At 68.8% G+C, this 15239-nt stretch carries 14 protein-coding genes; 7 read left to right on the top strand and 7 right to left on the bottom strand.

Annotation, left to right across the window (positions count from 1 at the left end; all coding sequences use genetic code 11):
• Positions 1–755 precede the first annotated feature (755 nt).
• Positions 756–2300, top strand: a complete 1545-nt coding sequence (locus OMP43_RS06625; RefSeq protein WP_280278937.1) for an amidohydrolase family protein — start codon at positions 756–758, stop codon at positions 2298–2300.
• Between the two features lie 199 nt (positions 2301–2499).
• Here the strand turns inward: OMP43_RS06625 and OMP43_RS06620 are convergent, their stop codons facing one another.
• From OMP43_RS06620 to OMP43_RS06590, 7 genes are all read right to left on the bottom strand, one after another.
• Positions 2500–3714: a serine hydrolase domain-containing protein gene (locus tag OMP43_RS06620; protein WP_280278936.1), complete on the bottom strand. Its 1215-nt coding sequence runs from the start codon at positions 3712–3714 to the stop codon at positions 2500–2502.
• On the bottom strand, positions 3711–6071 hold the full coding sequence (locus OMP43_RS06615) for a penicillin acylase family protein (protein WP_280278935.1): 2361 nt from the start codon (positions 6069–6071) through the stop codon (positions 3711–3713). The genes OMP43_RS06620 and OMP43_RS06615 overlap by 4 nt, the downstream gene beginning before the upstream one ends.
• 143 nt (positions 6072–6214) lie before the next feature.
• The gene (gene dxs, locus OMP43_RS06610) at positions 6215–8140 is read right to left on the bottom strand and encodes a 1-deoxy-D-xylulose-5-phosphate synthase (protein ID WP_280278934.1); all 1926 of its coding nucleotides are present in this window, start codon (positions 8138–8140) and stop codon (positions 6215–6217) included.
• An 84-nt stretch (positions 8141–8224) separates the two neighbouring features.
• Positions 8225–8683 carry a Fur family transcriptional regulator gene (locus tag OMP43_RS06605; protein WP_086131163.1) on the bottom strand — a complete coding sequence of 153 codons (459 nt, stop codon included), beginning with the start codon at positions 8681–8683 and terminating at the stop codon, positions 8225–8227.
• A gap of 37 nt (positions 8684–8720) precedes the next feature.
• The gene (locus OMP43_RS06600) at positions 8721–9107 is read right to left on the bottom strand and encodes a MerC domain-containing protein (RefSeq protein ID WP_280278998.1); all 387 of its coding nucleotides are present in this window, start codon (positions 9105–9107) and stop codon (positions 8721–8723) included.
• Between the two features lie 280 nt (positions 9108–9387).
• Complete coding sequence (locus OMP43_RS06595) at positions 9388–10368, bottom strand: alpha/beta hydrolase (protein WP_280278933.1); 981 nt, start codon at positions 10366–10368, stop codon at positions 9388–9390.
• Positions 10369–10532: 164 nt separating this feature from the next.
• Positions 10533–11210, bottom strand: a complete 678-nt coding sequence (locus tag OMP43_RS06590; protein WP_280278932.1) for an alpha/beta hydrolase — start codon at positions 11208–11210, stop codon at positions 10533–10535.
• A gap of 167 nt (positions 11211–11377) precedes the next feature.
• Here OMP43_RS06590 and OMP43_RS06585 point away from each other — a divergent pair, with 167 nt between their 5' ends.
• From OMP43_RS06585 to OMP43_RS06560, 6 genes are all read left to right on the top strand, one after another.
• Positions 11378–12115, top strand: a complete 738-nt coding sequence (locus OMP43_RS06585; protein WP_280278931.1) for a TlyA family RNA methyltransferase — start codon at positions 11378–11380, stop codon at positions 12113–12115.
• A gap of 69 nt (positions 12116–12184) precedes the next feature.
• Positions 12185–12742: a tryptophan-rich sensory protein gene (locus OMP43_RS06580; RefSeq protein ID WP_280278930.1), complete on the top strand. Its 558-nt coding sequence runs from the start codon at positions 12185–12187 to the stop codon at positions 12740–12742.
• Positions 12743–12760: 18 nt separating this feature from the next.
• The gene (locus OMP43_RS06575; RefSeq protein WP_280278929.1) at positions 12761–13072 is read left to right on the top strand and encodes an accessory factor UbiK family protein; all 312 of its coding nucleotides are present in this window, start codon (positions 12761–12763) and stop codon (positions 13070–13072) included.
• 106 nt (positions 13073–13178) lie between these two features.
• A complete protein-coding gene (locus OMP43_RS06570; protein ID WP_086131169.1) occupies positions 13179–13679 on the top strand; it encodes a YbjN domain-containing protein in 501 nt (166 codons plus the stop codon).
• Positions 13676–14470 carry a pyrroline-5-carboxylate reductase dimerization domain-containing protein gene (locus OMP43_RS06565; RefSeq protein WP_280278928.1) on the top strand — a complete coding sequence of 265 codons (795 nt, stop codon included), beginning with the start codon at positions 13676–13678 and terminating at the stop codon, positions 14468–14470. The genes OMP43_RS06570 and OMP43_RS06565 overlap by 4 nt, the downstream gene beginning before the upstream one ends.
• Before the next feature lie 62 nt (positions 14471–14532).
• Positions 14533–15141 carry a hemerythrin domain-containing protein gene (locus OMP43_RS06560; protein ID WP_280278927.1) on the top strand — a complete coding sequence of 203 codons (609 nt, stop codon included), beginning with the start codon at positions 14533–14535 and terminating at the stop codon, positions 15139–15141.
• Positions 15142–15239 lie beyond the last annotated feature (98 nt).

Raw genomic sequence — 15239 nt, 5'->3', positions numbered from 1 at the left:
CAAGGGTGGCGAGGCTGGCCTTGCCCTTTCCGGCAACCATTCGCGCGATTGCATCGATTGTCCCATATTACCCTGGATCCCCGCCTGCGCGGGGATGACGAAATACGTCTATATGGCGAATAAAATCAAAGTCTTGATCGGGTTCTGATCCTGGGTCGAGAACCCAAGCAGGTATCTGATTTACTTCCGTCATCCCGGCCTTGCGCCGGGATCCCGCTGCTTCTTGCGCCGTCGAGATAGCGGGACCCCGGCGCAAGGCCGGGGTGACGAAGGAAGGATATGAGTCCCCAATCCAGGGTGAAGACTCCTATTCTCCGGGGGCATCCCCGCTATCCCTTCCTCGTCATCCCCGCGCAGGCGGGGATCCAGGGCCACGGGCAAGGGTGGCGAGGCTGGCCTTGCCCTTTCCGGCAACCATTCGCGCGATTGCATCGATTGTCCCATATTACCCTGGATCCCCGCCTGCGCGGGGATGACGACTATTGGGCATGCCTTGTCCCAAGGGAATGAACGCCCCAAGGGAATGAACGTCTCAAGGGAATGAACGTCTCAAGGGAATAAATGCCTTCAGGTTTCGGGTGACGAGGGAAGAACGGCGATGACGGGCGTTTGGCCTGAATGCCGAGATGACCTGCCCCCCCAACCGCAACGCCCATGCGCGGAAGCAATGAGGTTAATCATTTTTAGGGATTCGTCTTCGCGCCGCTTCCGCGCATAGTCGGCCTTCGAGGTCGAAAAACAGGGGGAAACGGGCAATGACCCAGCGGTTGACACGGCGGCAGGCGATTGGCGGGGCCGTGGCGGCCGGGGGGCTGGCGAGCTGGCCGGGCCTGATCGCGCTGGCGGCCGAGCCCGAGACCCTGTTCCGCGAAGTGCTGCTCGTCGACGGGACGGGCGCGGCGCCCCGGCTCGCCAATGTGCTGGTCGCCGGCGACCGGATCATCGAGGTCGCGCCCGCTTCGGCAGGAGGCTCGGCGGTGCGGATCATCGCCGGGGAGGGGCGGGTGCTCGCGCCCGGCTTCATCGACATGCACAGCCATGGCGATCCGCTGGACGACAGCTATGAAGCCTTTCTCGCGATGGGCGTGACCACGATCACCCTTGGCCAGGACGGCAGCGGGCCCCGGCTCGGCAAGGATCTCGATCCGCGGAGCTGGATGGCCGCGGTCGATCGCGCGGCGATCGACGTCAATGTCGCGTTGCTCGCCAGCCATGGCACGCTGCGCCGCGCGGCGGGCGTGCCGGATTCGGTCCGCCGCCCCGACGCGGCCGGGCTCGCGCGGATGGCGGCGCAGCTCGATGCCGAGCTGGGGGCGGGGGCGTTCGGCCTGTCCTATGGCCTGGAATATGTGCCGGGCATCTATTCGGAGACCGCGGAGCTGACCAATCTCGGCAAGGTGGTGGCGCGCCATGGCGGCGTGGTGATGAGCCATATGCGCTCGGAAAATGACGAGGATATCAAGGCCTCGATCGACGAGCTGATCGCCTCGTCGCTGCCGGCGCGGCCGCACATCTCGCACCTCAAGGTCGTCTTCGGCAAGGGCGAGGCGCGGGCCCGCGAGCTGCTCGCCTATCTGGCCGAGAAGCGCCGCCAGGGGATCGACCTGACCGCCGATCAATATCCCTATGAGGCCGGCTATACCGGCATCGCGATCCTGTTCCCCAAATGGGCGCTGCCGCCGACGGACTATGCCAGGGTGGTCGCCGAGCGGCGGCAGGAGCTGCGCGACTATCTGGTGCAGCGCATGACCCGGCGCGGCGGGCCGGAGGCGCTGCTGATCGGCACCAGGCCCTATGCCGGCAAGACGCTGGCCCAGGCGGCGCGGGAGGCCGGGCTCGATTATGCCGACTTCCTGATCAAGATCGGCCCGCAGAGCGGATCGGGCGCGCATTTCACCCAGGACAAGGCATTGCAGGACGTGCTGCTGGTCGACCCGCACGTCGCCTTCTCCACCGATGGCGGGCCGGGCATGCGCCATCCGCGCGCGACCGGCACCTATGCCAAGCTGGTCGAGGAATATGTGGTGCGCGACCGCAAGCTCACGATCGAGGAGATGGTCCGCAAGGGCACCGGCTATCCCGCCCATATCCTGCGCCTGGCCGATCGCGGCGTGATCCGCGCCGGGGCGAAGGCCGATCTGATCCTGTTCGATCCGGCAAAGGTGAAGGCGCGCTCCACCTATGTCGATCCCTTTGCCACGGCCGAGGGGTTCGACCTGGTGATGGTGAATGGGAAGCCCGCTTTCGAGGGCGGCGTGCGCGTAGGGAAGAGCGGGCGGCTGCTGCGGCGAGGGCGATAGCTGCCTTTCACCGTCATCCCCGTGTTCCTAACCGTCATCCCCGCGAAGGCGGGGATCCAGAGCCAGGGGCTGATGGCGTGCGGCTCGCCGAGGCGGTTCCGGAGAGCGTGCGCTCGATGGCATCGATAGCCCTGCGCTGCCCTGGATCCCCGCCTTCGCGGGGATGACGAAAAACCGGGACGGTGCCTTATTAATCGCCTTATTTCCCGCCCTTCGCCACTGCCTTGCACAGCCCGTCCGTCGCCAGCGCGATGCGCGATTCCGGCATGTCGCGGTTGCCCGGATCATTCTCCACGCCGCGCGTCTCGGTGTTGAAGGCGAGCAGCGTGCCCAGATGCTGGTCGGGGCACAGGCTCAGATAGGTGCGGAAGCCGTTCTGGTCGCCATTATGCCCGACGATGCGGATGCCGTCGGTCCTGTCGAGGAAGAAGGACAGGCCGCTCCAGGTGGTCGGCGCCATCCGTCCCTGGGTGAAATCCTCGCCCGCGCTGATCACCGGCCGCCACATCTCCTCGAGCGAGGCGCGCTTGAGGACGAGGTCATATTCGGCGCCGCGCTTGGGATCGCCGAGCAGGAAGGCCACATATTTCGCCATGTCGGGCAGCGGCGCGTTGAGCCCGCCGTTCGAGACGGTCACGCCGGTATCGGCGTCGAACGGGGCCGGCACACGCTTGCCGCCCTGGATGTAATAGCTGTGGGCGCGGTGGGGCAGGAGATAGGGCGGGGTCCGGTCGAAATAGCTCGATTGCATGCCGAGCGGGCGCAGGATGTTCTTGTCGACATAGACTTCGAAATCCTCGCCCGAGAGCCGCTCGATCACCTGGCCGAGATAGACGATGCCGGGATTGGAATAGCCGAACCGGCTGCCCGGTTTGAACTGCACCTCGGTATAGGGGATCATCGCCTCGAGCTGTTTCCAGCCCGGGGGCTCGAAGGGCTGCCATGGCTTGTCGCGCCACGGCCAGGTGCCGTTCCGGAAGCCGGCGCTGTGGCTCATCAGCTGGCGGAGAGTGATCGCGCCCGGATCGCCGAACGGGTCGTGCACTCCGGCGAGCTCGGGGACGTAGCGGATGATCGGGTCGTCGAGCTTCAGCAGCCCGCGGTCGCGCAGCTGCATGATCGCGATGCCGGTCATCGTCTTGGTGATCGACGCCCAATGGTAGATGGTGCGCGCGTCGACCGGCACATGCGCCTCGGCATCCTGTTCGCCGATATGGTCGGCGACGATCGTGCGGCCGTCGCGGATCACATAGAAGCTGCTGCCCGCGATCCCGGCCCTGGCGACCTCGGCGCGGTGGAGCGCGCGGAAATCGGCCACTGTCCGGTCGAGCGCCCGGTCGCTGCCGCGATCCTGCGCGGCGGCCGGGGCGGCGGCGAGAGTGGCGGCAAGCAGGAGCGGCGCGGCGCGCCTCATGCGGGCCTCAGCGTGGTGCGCGCGGCGGCGCGGGCGTCGACCGCGGCGCGGCTGAACGGCATGGGCTGCATCCGCCCCTCCGCCCAGTTGCGATACTGGTCGCGATAATGCGGGGAGCGCGGATCGGTCGACTGGCCGGGCAGGATCAGCATCAGCGAATTGTCCCAGGCGCCGACGTCGATCACCTGGAGATAGCTCGCGCCGCCGCCGACCTGCCAGCCCGGGCCGGCGCCGAGCCAGCGCGCCATGACGGTATAGCCGTCGCCGCCCGAGCCCTCGCCCTCGATCGCCGGAAAGGCCCTGGCAATGGCGGGGATGGCGGAGAGCGGATGGCGCAGGCGCACCTGGTGGAGCGCGCCATAGCGCCAGGCGGCGGGATCGGGGCCGAGCTTCTCGCGGGTCGCGGCCCAGCCGGCGGCCAGCGCCGCATCGAGCATCGCGTCGCGCGCCGCGACCGGATCGGCGCCCAGCCGCGCGTCCGGCCTGGCCAGCGCGTCGAGCAGGATCGACGGCGCGATGCCGGGGATCAGCCCCCTGGCGCGGGCCGGCACGATCGCGGCGAGCATGCGCTTGCCGGCCTCGCGCCAGACCGCCTCGAACAGCGCGGCGGCGCCGCTGTCGCGGTCGATCCGCGCGTTCCAGCCGCGCAGCATCTCCACCGCGGGCCGGGCGGCGGGCGAGGGGGCCTGGGGCAGCAGCGCGAGGAACTGGCGCGCCGGGGTGGAGAGCGTGTCGTGCTGGAGCGCGGCGCTGTCGGCCAATGTGTGCTTCGGCTGGGAAGCGAGCATTTCGGCGATGCGGTCATAGCGATAGGGATCGCGGAAGGAGAAGGCCGGGATGCGGTCGCGCGGCCAGTCGGCGGGCAGGTTGTTCTGGTTGGCCGAGGCGAACCAGCCCTTGGCGGGGTTGTAGACGCTCGGCAGCGCCTCGAACTTGCGCATGCCGGTCCAGTCGTAGCGCCCGTCGCCGGGCACCGGGAGCAGCCCGTCGCCCCGCTTGCGCACCGGCACGAAGCCGATCACCTGCCAGCCGGTATTCCCGTCGACATCGGCATAATGGAAGTTGGTGGGCGAGGGGTGGAGAGCGAAGGCCTTGCGCAGGCCGTCCCAGTCCCTGGCCAGGTTGATCGCGATCATCGCGAAGGCGCCGTCGCCGCCGGGCTGCATCGCGATCGTGGCGAGCGCGGTGGCGCGGCGCTTCGCGGGATCGTGCGAGAGCACCGGACCCTGGACCGAATAGCGCAGCGTCACCGTGACGGGCGCGCCGCCCTTCACCGCGATCGCTTCCTCCACCCGGTCGAACCGTTTCCAGCCGCCGTCATGGCGATAGCGCTCGGGATCGGCCGGATCGAGCTCGAGGACGAACAGGTCGCCCTGGTCGATGTGGAAGTTGGTGCGGCCAAAGGCGAAGCGATCGGTATGGCCCTGCATGATGCCGGGCAGGCCGGGCGCGCCGCCGCCGATCAGGTCGAGCCCCGGCGCGGTCAGGTGCGCGACGTGGCGCGGGCTGAACCCGCCGATGCCGAGATGCGGGTCGTTGGCCAGGATCGGCCGGCCGGTGGCGGTGCGCGAGGGCGATACCGTCCAGGCGTTGCTGCCGGCATTGGCGCGCTCGGCGGAAGCCGCCGCCGGGTCCTGGCCGGTGAGCTCGGCCCAGGGCAGGCTGTCGATGTTGAGCACGCCCAGGTCGGCCGTGCTCACCGCCGCGGCGTCGAGCCCGTCGGGCACCTTCATCGTCCAGGCCGGGCGAAGCGGCGCGACGATCGCGTCGAGATCGAGCAGCCCCAGGGCGGCGAGGCGGGCGCGGCGGATCTCGTCGTCGACATTGCCGCTCGAGGCCTCGCGGGCGCGCACCAGGTCGCGCAGGTCCCAGCGGATCGGGACGATCTGCAGAATGCGATATTCGAGCGGCAGCAGCGAGGGGTCGGCGATCACTTCGTCGATGCGCGCGTTGATGCCGGCGACATAGGCCCGGGCGCAGGCCAGCACATCGGCGGGGACGCGGCGCAGCTCGGCGTCGATGTCGCCGCGATAGTGGAAGAGGCGGGCATTGGCGTCGTGCCGGGCGAAGCGCGCGCCGAACGCCTCGGCGAGCCGGCCCAGCTCGCGGCGATGCGACAGGTCGATCTGGAACAGCCGGTCGCGCGCGACGACATAGCCCTGGCCGAAGAACGCGTCGGGGATCGTCGCGGCGCGAATGTGCGGCGTGCCCCATTCGTCGTCGACGATCTCGATCGGCGCGCTCGCCCCGCGCACGCTCTGCTGCTTGGCGGCGACCAGCCGGGGCGCGGCCGCGGCGGCGGCGCCGGTGAGCAGCGCCGTGGTCGAGCTCAGCAGAAAGGCACGGCGGTTCAGCATTGGATATTCCCCGGATGGCGCTTTGGCGCGGAGGGTGGTCCGGGCAAATGCGGCTGTCCATCGGAACATAGGTTCGATGGCCATAACCTGGGGCTATTGGGGCTTTGCTCCCTCTACCCTTCAGGGGAGAGGGAGAAGAAGGATCAGGCCCGCGCGCCGTCGCTCACCGGGGTTTCGTTCCAGCGCAGCGCCTTCAGCACGGTGTCGACGATGTTGTCGGCGTTGAGGCCCGCCTCGGCATATTGCAGCTCGGGCTTGTCCTGGTCCTGGAACAGGTCCGGCAGGCGCATCGTGCGCAGCTTGAGGCCCGTATCGATCAGGCCCTGGTCGCTCGCCATGGTGAGGACGTGCGCGCCCAGGCCGCCGATCGCGCCTTCCTCGATCGTCACCGCCACCTCATGGGTGGCGAGCAGGCGGCGGATCAGCGCCTCGTCGAGCGGCTTGGCGAAGCGCAGGTCGGCGACCGTGGTCGAGAGCCCCTTGGCCTCGAGCGTGTCGGCCGCCTTGAGCGCCTCGCCCAAGCGCGTGCCGAGCGAGAGGATCGCCACGGTCTTGCCCTCGCGGACGATGCGGCCCTTGCCGATCTCGAGCCGTTGCGGAATTTGCGGAAGCGCCACGCCGGTGCCGTTGCCGCGCGGATAGCGCAGCGCGATCGGGCCGCTGTCGTGCAGCACGGCGGTGTGCGTCATATGGACCAGCTCGGCCTCGTCGGCCGCGGCCATCACCACCATGTTGGGCAGGGTGGCGAGATAGGTGATGTCGAAGCTGCCGGCATGGGTCGCGCCGTCCGCGCCGACCAGGCCCGCGCGGTCGATCGCGAAGCGGACCGGCAGGTTCTGGATCGCCACGTCGTGCACCACCTGGTCATAGGCGCGCTGCAGGAAGGTCGAGTAGATCGCGCAGAACGGGCGCATGCCCTGTGCCGCCAGCCCGGCGGCGAAGGTCACCGCGTGCTGCTCGGCGATGCCGACGTCGAAGGTGCGGTCCGGATAGGCCCTGGCGAAGCGATCGACGCCGGTGCCCGAGGGCATGGCGGCGGTGATCGCGACGATCCGGGGATCGTGCTCGGCATCCTTGATCAGCTGGTCGGCGAAGACGTTCTGATAGGCGGGCGGGCCCGGCGGCGCCTTGGCCTGGGTGCCGGTGATCACGTCGAACTTCTGGACGCCGTGATACTTGTCCGCCGCCGCCTCGGCCGGAGCATAGCCCTTGCCCTTCTTGGTGACGACATGGACGAGGATGGGGCCTTCCTCGGCATCGCGGACATTCTCGAGCACCGGGATCAGATGCTCGAGATTATGGCCGTCGATCGGGCCGACATAATAGAAGCCGAGCTCCTCGAAGAGCGTGCCGCCGGTGACGAGGCCCCGGGCGAACTCCTCGGTCTTGCCCGCCGCCGTGGTCAGGCGCCGCGAGAATTTGCGGATCGCGCGCTTCGCCAGGCTGCGCAGGCCCATATATTCGGACGACGACACCATCCGCGCCAGATAGGCGGAGAGGCCGCCCACCGGCGGCGCGATCGACATGTCGTTGTCGTTGAGGATCACCACCAGCCGGTTGCCCGCGGCCTCGGCATTGTTCATCGCCTCATAGGCCATGCCCGCGCTCATCGCGCCGTCGCCGATCACCGCGATGCCCTTGCCCGGCTTGTCGCTCAGCTTGTTGGCGATCGCGAAGCCCAGCGCGGCGCTGATCGAAGTCGAGCTATGGGCGGCGCCGAACGGGTCGTATTCGCTCTCGCTGCGCTTGGTGAAGCCGGAGAGCCCGCCGCCCTGGCGCAGCGTGCGGATCCGGTCGCGGCGGCCGGTGAGGATCTTGTGCGGATAGCATTGGTGCCCGACGTCCCAGATCAGCCGGTCGTCGGGCGTGTTGAAGACGTAGTGGATGGCGACCGTCAGCTCGACGACGCCGAGCCCGGAGCCGAGATGCCCGCCGGTCGAGCCCACGGCCGAGATGGTTTCCGCGCGCAACTCGTCGGCGAGCTGGCGAAGCTGCTTCGGATCGAGCTTGCGCAGGTCCTCGGGCGTATCGACGGTATCGAGCAGCGGCGTGCTGGGTAGATCGGCCATCCAACTGCCCTTACTCTTCCGATTCCGGGAAGTCGAACCTTGCGCGTGTGGATTTTGCGTGCAGACGCCGTGCAGGGAGAGCGGTCAGTCGCAATCCGCGCATTTGCCGCGCACTTCGATCACCGGCCGCTCGGGCGAGAAGCCCATGTCCTTGGCGGCGGCGCGCACCGTCCTGGTGATCGAGTCGTCGTCGATATGCGTGGTCTGTCCGCAATTATCGCAGACCAGGAAGATGCAGTCGTGCAGGCAGTCGGGATGCGTGTTCGCCATATAGGCGTTGGCGCTCTCCACCCGCCGCGCGAGATTGGCGCCGACGAACAGGTCGAGGATGCGGTAGACGCTGTTGGCGGCGACGCGGCGCCCCTCCGCCCTGGAGACGGCCTCGGCGATGTCATAGGCGGAGGCCGGCTTGTCGAAGCCCGCCAGCGCTTCGAACACCCGCTCGCGCATGGTCGTCCATTGCTCGCCGGATTTCTCCAGCGTCGCCTGGGCAGCCTTGGTCAGATCGTTGCCGTGATGCTCGTGATGGTCGTGCGCGTGCATGGATCAGATGTAGGCTCGCAGGCCCCTCGCGGCAAGTTCAGTAGGTGGCGCGCCGGTTGAGGTCATGGCCCAGCGCGACCAGGCTGACGCCCACCAAAGTCCAGAAAATCTCGAAATCGCCATGCGGCAGCGACAATGCGCCGGCCATGATGCCAAGCCCGAAGGCGCCGACGACCGCCGGGGCCATATAGCCATGCGACATCACGCCCTTGACCAGCGCGAAGGCGCCGACGCCGATCGCGAGGGTGAGGCCGATCTCGTGGATCGCCGGGTTGAGCAGGCCGCCGGCCGAGGAGATCACGGTGAGCAATATGGTGGTGGTGACACAATGGACGAGGCACAGCCCGCTGATCCCGATCGCGATACGATCGAGGCGCGCATCAATGCCGCCCCACAAGCGGGCCAACGGAAGACTCACCGGCATGGCGCGGATATAGGGCAAGCGAGTTGAAGATACAACATAACATGCGGCGAAAATGGTTGCGGGTTCCACCGTCGTCGCGCCCGGGCCTGGGACGGATCGACATTCAGCTCTGTCCCTTCCGCTCCCGATAGCCGTCATCCCCGCGCAGGCGGGGATGACGGAATGGGGGGGCACTTGCCTTTACGGGATACGCGCCAAGCAAGCTCAGGGTGACGCAAGAGGCTGGTTCGAAATGTTCCGGCCCGTCAGGCTACACCCTTGGCCTGAGTGTCGATCGACCCTAACCCAGCAGGCCGTGCCCCCTGGCCCAGGCGAGGAACAGCTCGGGCCAGGCGTGCGCGGGCTTGCCCAGGGTGCGCGGACCCCAGCCAAAGCCGTGGCCGCCCTGCTCGAACAGATGCGTCTCCACCGGCACCTTGGCGGCCCTCAGGGCGGCGCGCAGGGCGATCGTATTCCGGACCGGCACGGTGGCGTCGTCCTCGGCATGGCAGAGGAAGCTGGGCGGCGTATGGGCCCCGACCTGGCGCTCGGGGGAGTGTTCGGCGGCCAGGGCGGGCGTGGCCTCCTTGCCGATGAGCAGGGTGCGCGAGCCTATATGCGCGAAGTCCGGGTCCATCGAGACGACCGGATAGATCGGCGCGGCGACGAACGGGCGCGCGTCGAGCGTGTCGGCCCGGTCGATCGGCGCGTAGGAGGTGCGGCCGAAGCGCGCCGCGAGATCGGCGCAAAGATGCCCGCCGGCCGAAAAGCCCATGGCGCCGACGCGGGCGGGATCGACCTTCCACTCGGCGGCGCGATGCCGGATCAGCCGCATGGCGCGCTGGGCATCGGCAAGGGCGACGTTGCCCGGGTCGCGCCAGGGGTCGCCGGGCAGGCGGTAGAAGAGCACGAAGGCGGTGATCCCGCGCGCGGCGAGCCAGGGGCCCAGCTCATAGCCTTCCTTGTCGATCACCACGCGGGCATAGCCGCCGCCGGGAATGACGAGCATCGCGGCGCCGTTCGGCCGGGCGGCCTGGAATATGTCGAGCCGTGGCGTGCGGACATGCTCCATCGCGCGATCGGGAAAGCCCGGATCGGCGCCGCGGACCACGACATGGTCCCGCAACGCCTGGTCGAGCAGGCCCGGTGCCTCTCCCGGCCAGAGGTTGACGCGCGCATCGGGAGCGACGGGGCCGGGCGGCGTATCGGACGCGGCCCTGGCGGCAAGCGGGAGCAGCGGGCCGGCCAGTCCGGCGGCGGCGAGCAGGTCGCGACGATCCATGACACCGGTGTACCCGGGTGGAGCGGCCGGCGGAAGGAAAAAGGCGCGGGTAGGCCGGGTGACGCTCTAGGGTACGCCACCCGGCCACGCCCGCATTCCCTATTTAGGGGATTTGCGGGCAGTTACCAGTGGCGTGCGTCCGGAAGCACCGGCCACACGCCGAATCACGCATGCCGGCCCAGATAATGCGCCTGGGCGGCTTCCGTGGCATTGATCGCGAGCAGCGAGCGCGCTTCCGCCGCGGTCCGGACCCGGCCGGACCGATCCGATGCGGCATCGAGCACCCGGTCGAGCAGCTCCTGCCCCTCGTGCCACCAGCCGATGCCGCTGGCGGCGTTGAGGTGCCCCTGCGGGCCGGCGTCGACGAAGAAGCTGCCCCAGCCCTTGGCCAGTTCGCGGGCGCGATCGAAGCCGATCCAGGGATCGTCGCGGCTCGCCACCGTGATCGAGGGGAAGGGCAGCGGCCTGGCGGGGGCGGGCGCGAAGCCGGCAAGCTCGGACTTCACGTCCGGCCGGTCGACATCGGCGGGGGCCACCAGCAACGCCCCTGCAACCGGCCAGCCAAAGGGCTGGGGCGAGAGCTCCGCCCACCAGGCGACGGCGAGGCAGCCCAGGCTGTGCGCGGCGAGCACCACCGGCGCCTGGGCACCGCGGATCGCCTGGTCGAGCCTGGTCACCCAGGCATTGCGATGCGGCGTATCCCACATGCCGAGCTCGACCCGGCTGGTATCGGGGCGGGACTGCTCCCAGAGCGTCTGCCAGTGCGAGGGCCCCGAGCCACCGAGCCCGGGGACGGTGAGGACGAGCGGCGAATGTTCGTCAAACGGAGCGAAGATACTCATTGCAATTGCACTCCAACGGGAGGGCAGGCCGGAGCTTCAATTTATTCCCACTATTTTAATGGGCAATATGGATTGCGCCGGATCGAAGCCGGGTTGCGGCGGGCCGTTGGGGCGGGCCATTTGCCGGGCGGCTTTGCATCCGGGGCGGTTGCACCTAAAGGCCGGCAATGCCCAAGCAGCGCGCCGACCAGATGCTCGTGGACCGCGGCCTTGCCGAGAGCCGGACGCGTGCCCAGGCGCTGATCATGGCCGGCCTGGTCTTCGCCGGCGACCGCAAGGTCGACAAGCCCGGCCAGCAATTCCCCGAGGAGACGGTGCTCGACGTGCGCGGGCGCGACCATCCCTGGGTGTCGCGCGGGGGGATCAAGCTGGCGCACGCGCTCGCGCATTTCGGCTGGGATGTGACGGGGGCGGTGGCGATCGACGTCGGCTCCTCGACCGGCGGCTTCACCGACGTGCTGCTGAGCAACGGCGCCGCGCGCGTCTATGCGGTGGACAGCGGCACCAACCAGCTCGCCTGGAAGCTGCGCCAGGATCCGCGCGTCGTCGTCCATGAGCAGACCAGCGCGCGGATCCTGACCGACGGGCACATCCCCGAGCCGGTGGACCTGATCGTCTGCGACGCGAGCTTCATCGGCCTGGCCAAGGTGCTCGAGGTGCCGTTCCGCTTCGCCCGGCCCGGCGCCCGGCTGGTCGCGCTGATCAAGCCGCAGTTCGAGGCCGGGCGTGACGAAGTGGGCAAGGGCGGGGTGGTCCGCGATGCCGCCGTGCACGAACGCGTCTGCCGCGAAGTGTCCGACTGGGTCGCCGCGCAGGGCTGGGCCGTCGCCGGCGTCACTGCCAGCCCGATCACCGGGCCCGAGGGGAATGTCGAATTCCTGATCGCCGCGACGCGCGAAACATAACGGCAACGCTTGCGTTTCGGCGCGCTGCAACATAGCCCTTGCGCCCACAGGATTTAACCGGAGGGCGCGTTGAGGGAAATCGCATCGAAGGGGCAGCTGCGGCTCGCCTATCTGCGATGGGCCGTGGTCACGGTGCCGTTCATCCTGCTGCTCGGCTTCACCTCGGCGCGCATGGCGCCGTCGGGCAGCGCCAATCCGTGGTTCGCGCGGCTGGTGAAGCCCGCGATCATGCCGGAGGAATGGGTCTTCCCGGCGGCCTGGACCGCGCTCTACATATTGATGGGGCTGGCGCTGGCGATGATCATCAACGCGCGCGGATCGACGCTGCGCGGGCCGGCGCTGACCGTCTTCGCGGTGCAGATGGTGGTGAACCTCGTCTGGTCGCCGGTCTTTTTCGGCATGCACCAGGTGGTGCCGGCGCTGGCGATCCTGGGCGCGCTGTTCGTGCTCGCGCTGGTCACCTTCGTCCTCTTCGCGCGCATCCGCACCTTCGCCGCGGTGCTGCTGGTCCCCTATCTCGCCTGGATCGCGTTCGCCGGGGTGCTTCTCTACCAGATCCACGAGCTCAATCCGAACGCGGGAAGCCTTGTATCTTCGCGTTCGGCTGACGAAATACAGATCAAGTGATCGCGCGAGGAATTTGAAATGCAGACCGACAACCGCCTGTTCGACGATTTCGTGAAGTTCGTGAACGGCGCGGCGGGCACGCTGGCCGGCGTCGCCCGCGAGACCGAAGGCGCCGCGCGCGAGCGTGCCCGCGAATGGATCGGCGGGATGGACTTTGTTTCCCGCGAGGAATTCGAAGCGGTGAAGGCGATGGCCGTGGCCGCGCGCGACGAGAACGAGGCGCTCCACGCGCGCCTCGCCGCGCTCGAGGCACAGCTGGGCGGCGCTGCCAAGCCGGCGGCAGCACCCAAGGCGCCGAAATCGCCTAAAAAGCCGGCGGGACAAGCATAAACACCTTGTCCACAGCTTTTGCGCAGGGTTGTGAACCCCGTGCTTGTGCGGGCCCGATGCGGTTGGCAGATTCTGCCCAAGCAATCCGGCCCCAGTGGAGAAACTGATGCTCGACGAAGCGGAATTCGACCGCGACGACGCAGCCCCTATCGACATGCTCGAAAGCTATTTCGCCGCGCATGGCTGGACGCACAGCCGCGAGGAAGACGAGATCGTGGCGAAGGTGAAGGGCAGCTGGACGGAGTATGAGCTGCGCGCGATCTGGCGCGAGGACGACGGCGTGCTCCAGTTCCTCGCCTTTCCGGACATCCGCGTGGCCGACGAGCGCCGCATGGCGGTCTATGAGACGATCGGCCTGGTCAACGAGCAGCTCTGGATCGGCCATTTCGAGCTCTGGTCGCAGAGCGGCATCCTGCTGTTCCGCCACGCCGCGCTGATCGACGGCGAGGAGCCGACGCTGAGCCTGGCCCAGGCGGAGCTGCTGGTGGAGAGCGCGATCGACGAGTGCGAGCGTTTCTATCCCGTGTTCCAGTTCGTGCTGTGGGGCGGCAAGACCCCGCAGGACGCGCTGGCCTCCGCGCTCATCGAAACGCAGGGCGAGGCGTGAGCGCCACGCCCCCGGCCGGCCTCTGGCTGGTCGGCTGCGGCAACATGGCGGGCGCGATGCTGCGCCGCTGGATCGATGCCGGGACGGTGGATCCCGCAACGGTGTTCGTCGTCAACCGCCAGGATCGCGCGCTGCCCGAGGGCGTGCGCCAGGGCAGGGCCTTGCCCGAGGGCCCGCTTCCACAGGCGGTGATGCTCGGCGTGAAGCCGCAGCAGATCGACGCGGTCGCCGAGGCCCATGGCGATCGCATCGCCGGCGTGCCGCTCCTCGTCTCCATCCTCGCCGGGGTCGAATTGGCCTCGCTCGCGGGCCGGTTCCGGGCCGGAGCGATCGTCCGCGCCATGCCCAACCTGCCGGTCGCGATCGGCAAGGGCGTGGTCGGCCTGGCCGGCGATCGCAGCGCCGTTGTCGACGCGCTGATGCAGCCGCTCGGGCTGGTCGAGTGGGGCGACGAGGCGGGGCTGGACCGGCTCGGCGTGCTCGCCGGCTGCGGGCCGGCCTTTGTCTATCGCTTCATCGATGCGCTCGCGGCGGGCGGGGTTTCGATCGGGTTCGGCGAGGAACAGGCGCTGCGGCTTGCCATCGCCACGGTGGAAGGGGCGGGGCTGCTCGCTGCCCAGGCCGACGCGCCGCCTTCGGCGCTCGTCGATCGGGTGGCCAGCCCGGGCGGCACGACCCGCAAGGGGCTCGACGTGCTCGACGCGGACGATGCGCTCGCGGCGCTGCTGCGCGCCACGCTCGGCGCATCGGCGCGCCGCAGCGCCGAAATGGCCGCCGCCGCCCGGCGCTGACCGGAACGCCCCCCGCCGCGCTTCGTTGTTGCGCCGACAGCGTAACATCGGAGTCGAGCGCCATGACGACCACCACCGCCACGCGGGACAGCAAGGGCCGCTTCACCGGATCCAAGCGGACGAGCACCACGCACAATCTCGGCGTGATCGCCGGTGCCGCGGCGGGCGGCATGGCGCTGGGCGTGCTGGCGTTGCTCGGGCGCAAGGCCGTGGTGCAGGCGCCAAGCCTGCTCGCGGGCAATTGGGACGAGGCGCTCGCCACCGAGCATGAAGCGCTGCGCAAGGTGTTCGGCCAGATCGAGGCCACCGACGAGCATTCCTCGACCAAGCGCAACCTGCTGCTCGCGCATCTGAAGCACGCGCTGATGAAGCATGCGGTGGAGGAAGAGAATGTCATCTATCCGGCGCTGCGCGAGGCCGGGCAACGCGATGCCGCCGATCAGCTCACCAAGGAGCATGGCTATGTGAAGCAGCATCTCTACGAACTGGAGAGCATCCCCACCGCCTCGCCCGACTGGATCGCCAGGATCCGCCGGTTCCGCGCCGAGATCGAGGCGCATATGGAGGAAGAGGAGCTGCGCCTGTTCCCGATGCTGCGCGCCCAGCTGAGCGACGAGAAGAACCGGGCGCTGACCCAGGCGATGAACCGGGAAGGGTTCAAGGTGGCGTGAGGCGCAGGGCGTCCACCGCGCTCTGTGCCCCAAGCGCTGCGCCCGGGGCCATGTGCTGGCTCCCCTGAAGCCATTCTGACGGAAGGTTCGGAAGTATC

This window comes from Sphingomonas sp. CBMAI 2297 (assembly GCF_029870595.1).
GTDB lineage: Bacteria > Pseudomonadota > Alphaproteobacteria > Sphingomonadales > Sphingomonadaceae > Sphingomonas.
Note: the sequence above shows the minus strand (reverse complement) of the source record. Positions and strands in the feature narration are given on the sequence as shown.

Bases quoted from the DNA above. Each gene is read 5' to 3' on its own strand.
- OMP43_RS06625 (WP_280278937.1), top strand. From the start codon at position 756: ATGACCCAGCGGTTGACACGGCGGCAGGCGATTGGCGGGGCCGTGGCG.
- OMP43_RS06620 (WP_280278936.1), bottom strand. From the start codon at position 3,714: ATGAGGCGCGCCGCGCCGCTCCTGCTTGCCGCCACTCTCGCCGCCGCC.
- OMP43_RS06615 (WP_280278935.1), bottom strand. From the start codon at position 6,071: ATGCTGAACCGCCGTGCCTTTCTGCTGAGCTCGACCACGGCGCTGCTC.
- dxs (WP_280278934.1), bottom strand. From the start codon at position 8,140: ATGGCCGATCTACCCAGCACGCCGCTGCTCGATACCGTCGATACGCCC.
- OMP43_RS06605 (WP_086131163.1), bottom strand. From the start codon at position 8,683: ATGCACGCGCACGACCATCACGAGCATCACGGCAACGATCTGACCAAG.
- OMP43_RS06600 (WP_280278998.1), bottom strand. From the start codon at position 9,107: ATGCCGGTGAGTCTTCCGTTGGCCCGCTTGTGGGGCGGCATTGATGCG.
- OMP43_RS06595 (WP_280278933.1), bottom strand. From the start codon at position 10,368: ATGGATCGTCGCGACCTGCTCGCCGCCGCCGGACTGGCCGGCCCGCTG.
- OMP43_RS06590 (WP_280278932.1), bottom strand. From the start codon at position 11,210: ATGAGTATCTTCGCTCCGTTTGACGAACATTCGCCGCTCGTCCTCACC.
- OMP43_RS06585 (WP_280278931.1), top strand. From the start codon at position 11,378: ATGCCCAAGCAGCGCGCCGACCAGATGCTCGTGGACCGCGGCCTTGCC.
- OMP43_RS06575 (WP_280278929.1), top strand. From the start codon at position 12,761: ATGCAGACCGACAACCGCCTGTTCGACGATTTCGTGAAGTTCGTGAAC.
- OMP43_RS06570 (WP_086131169.1), top strand. From the start codon at position 13,179: ATGCTCGACGAAGCGGAATTCGACCGCGACGACGCAGCCCCTATCGAC.
- OMP43_RS06560 (WP_280278927.1), top strand. From the start codon at position 14,533: ATGACGACCACCACCGCCACGCGGGACAGCAAGGGCCGCTTCACCGGA.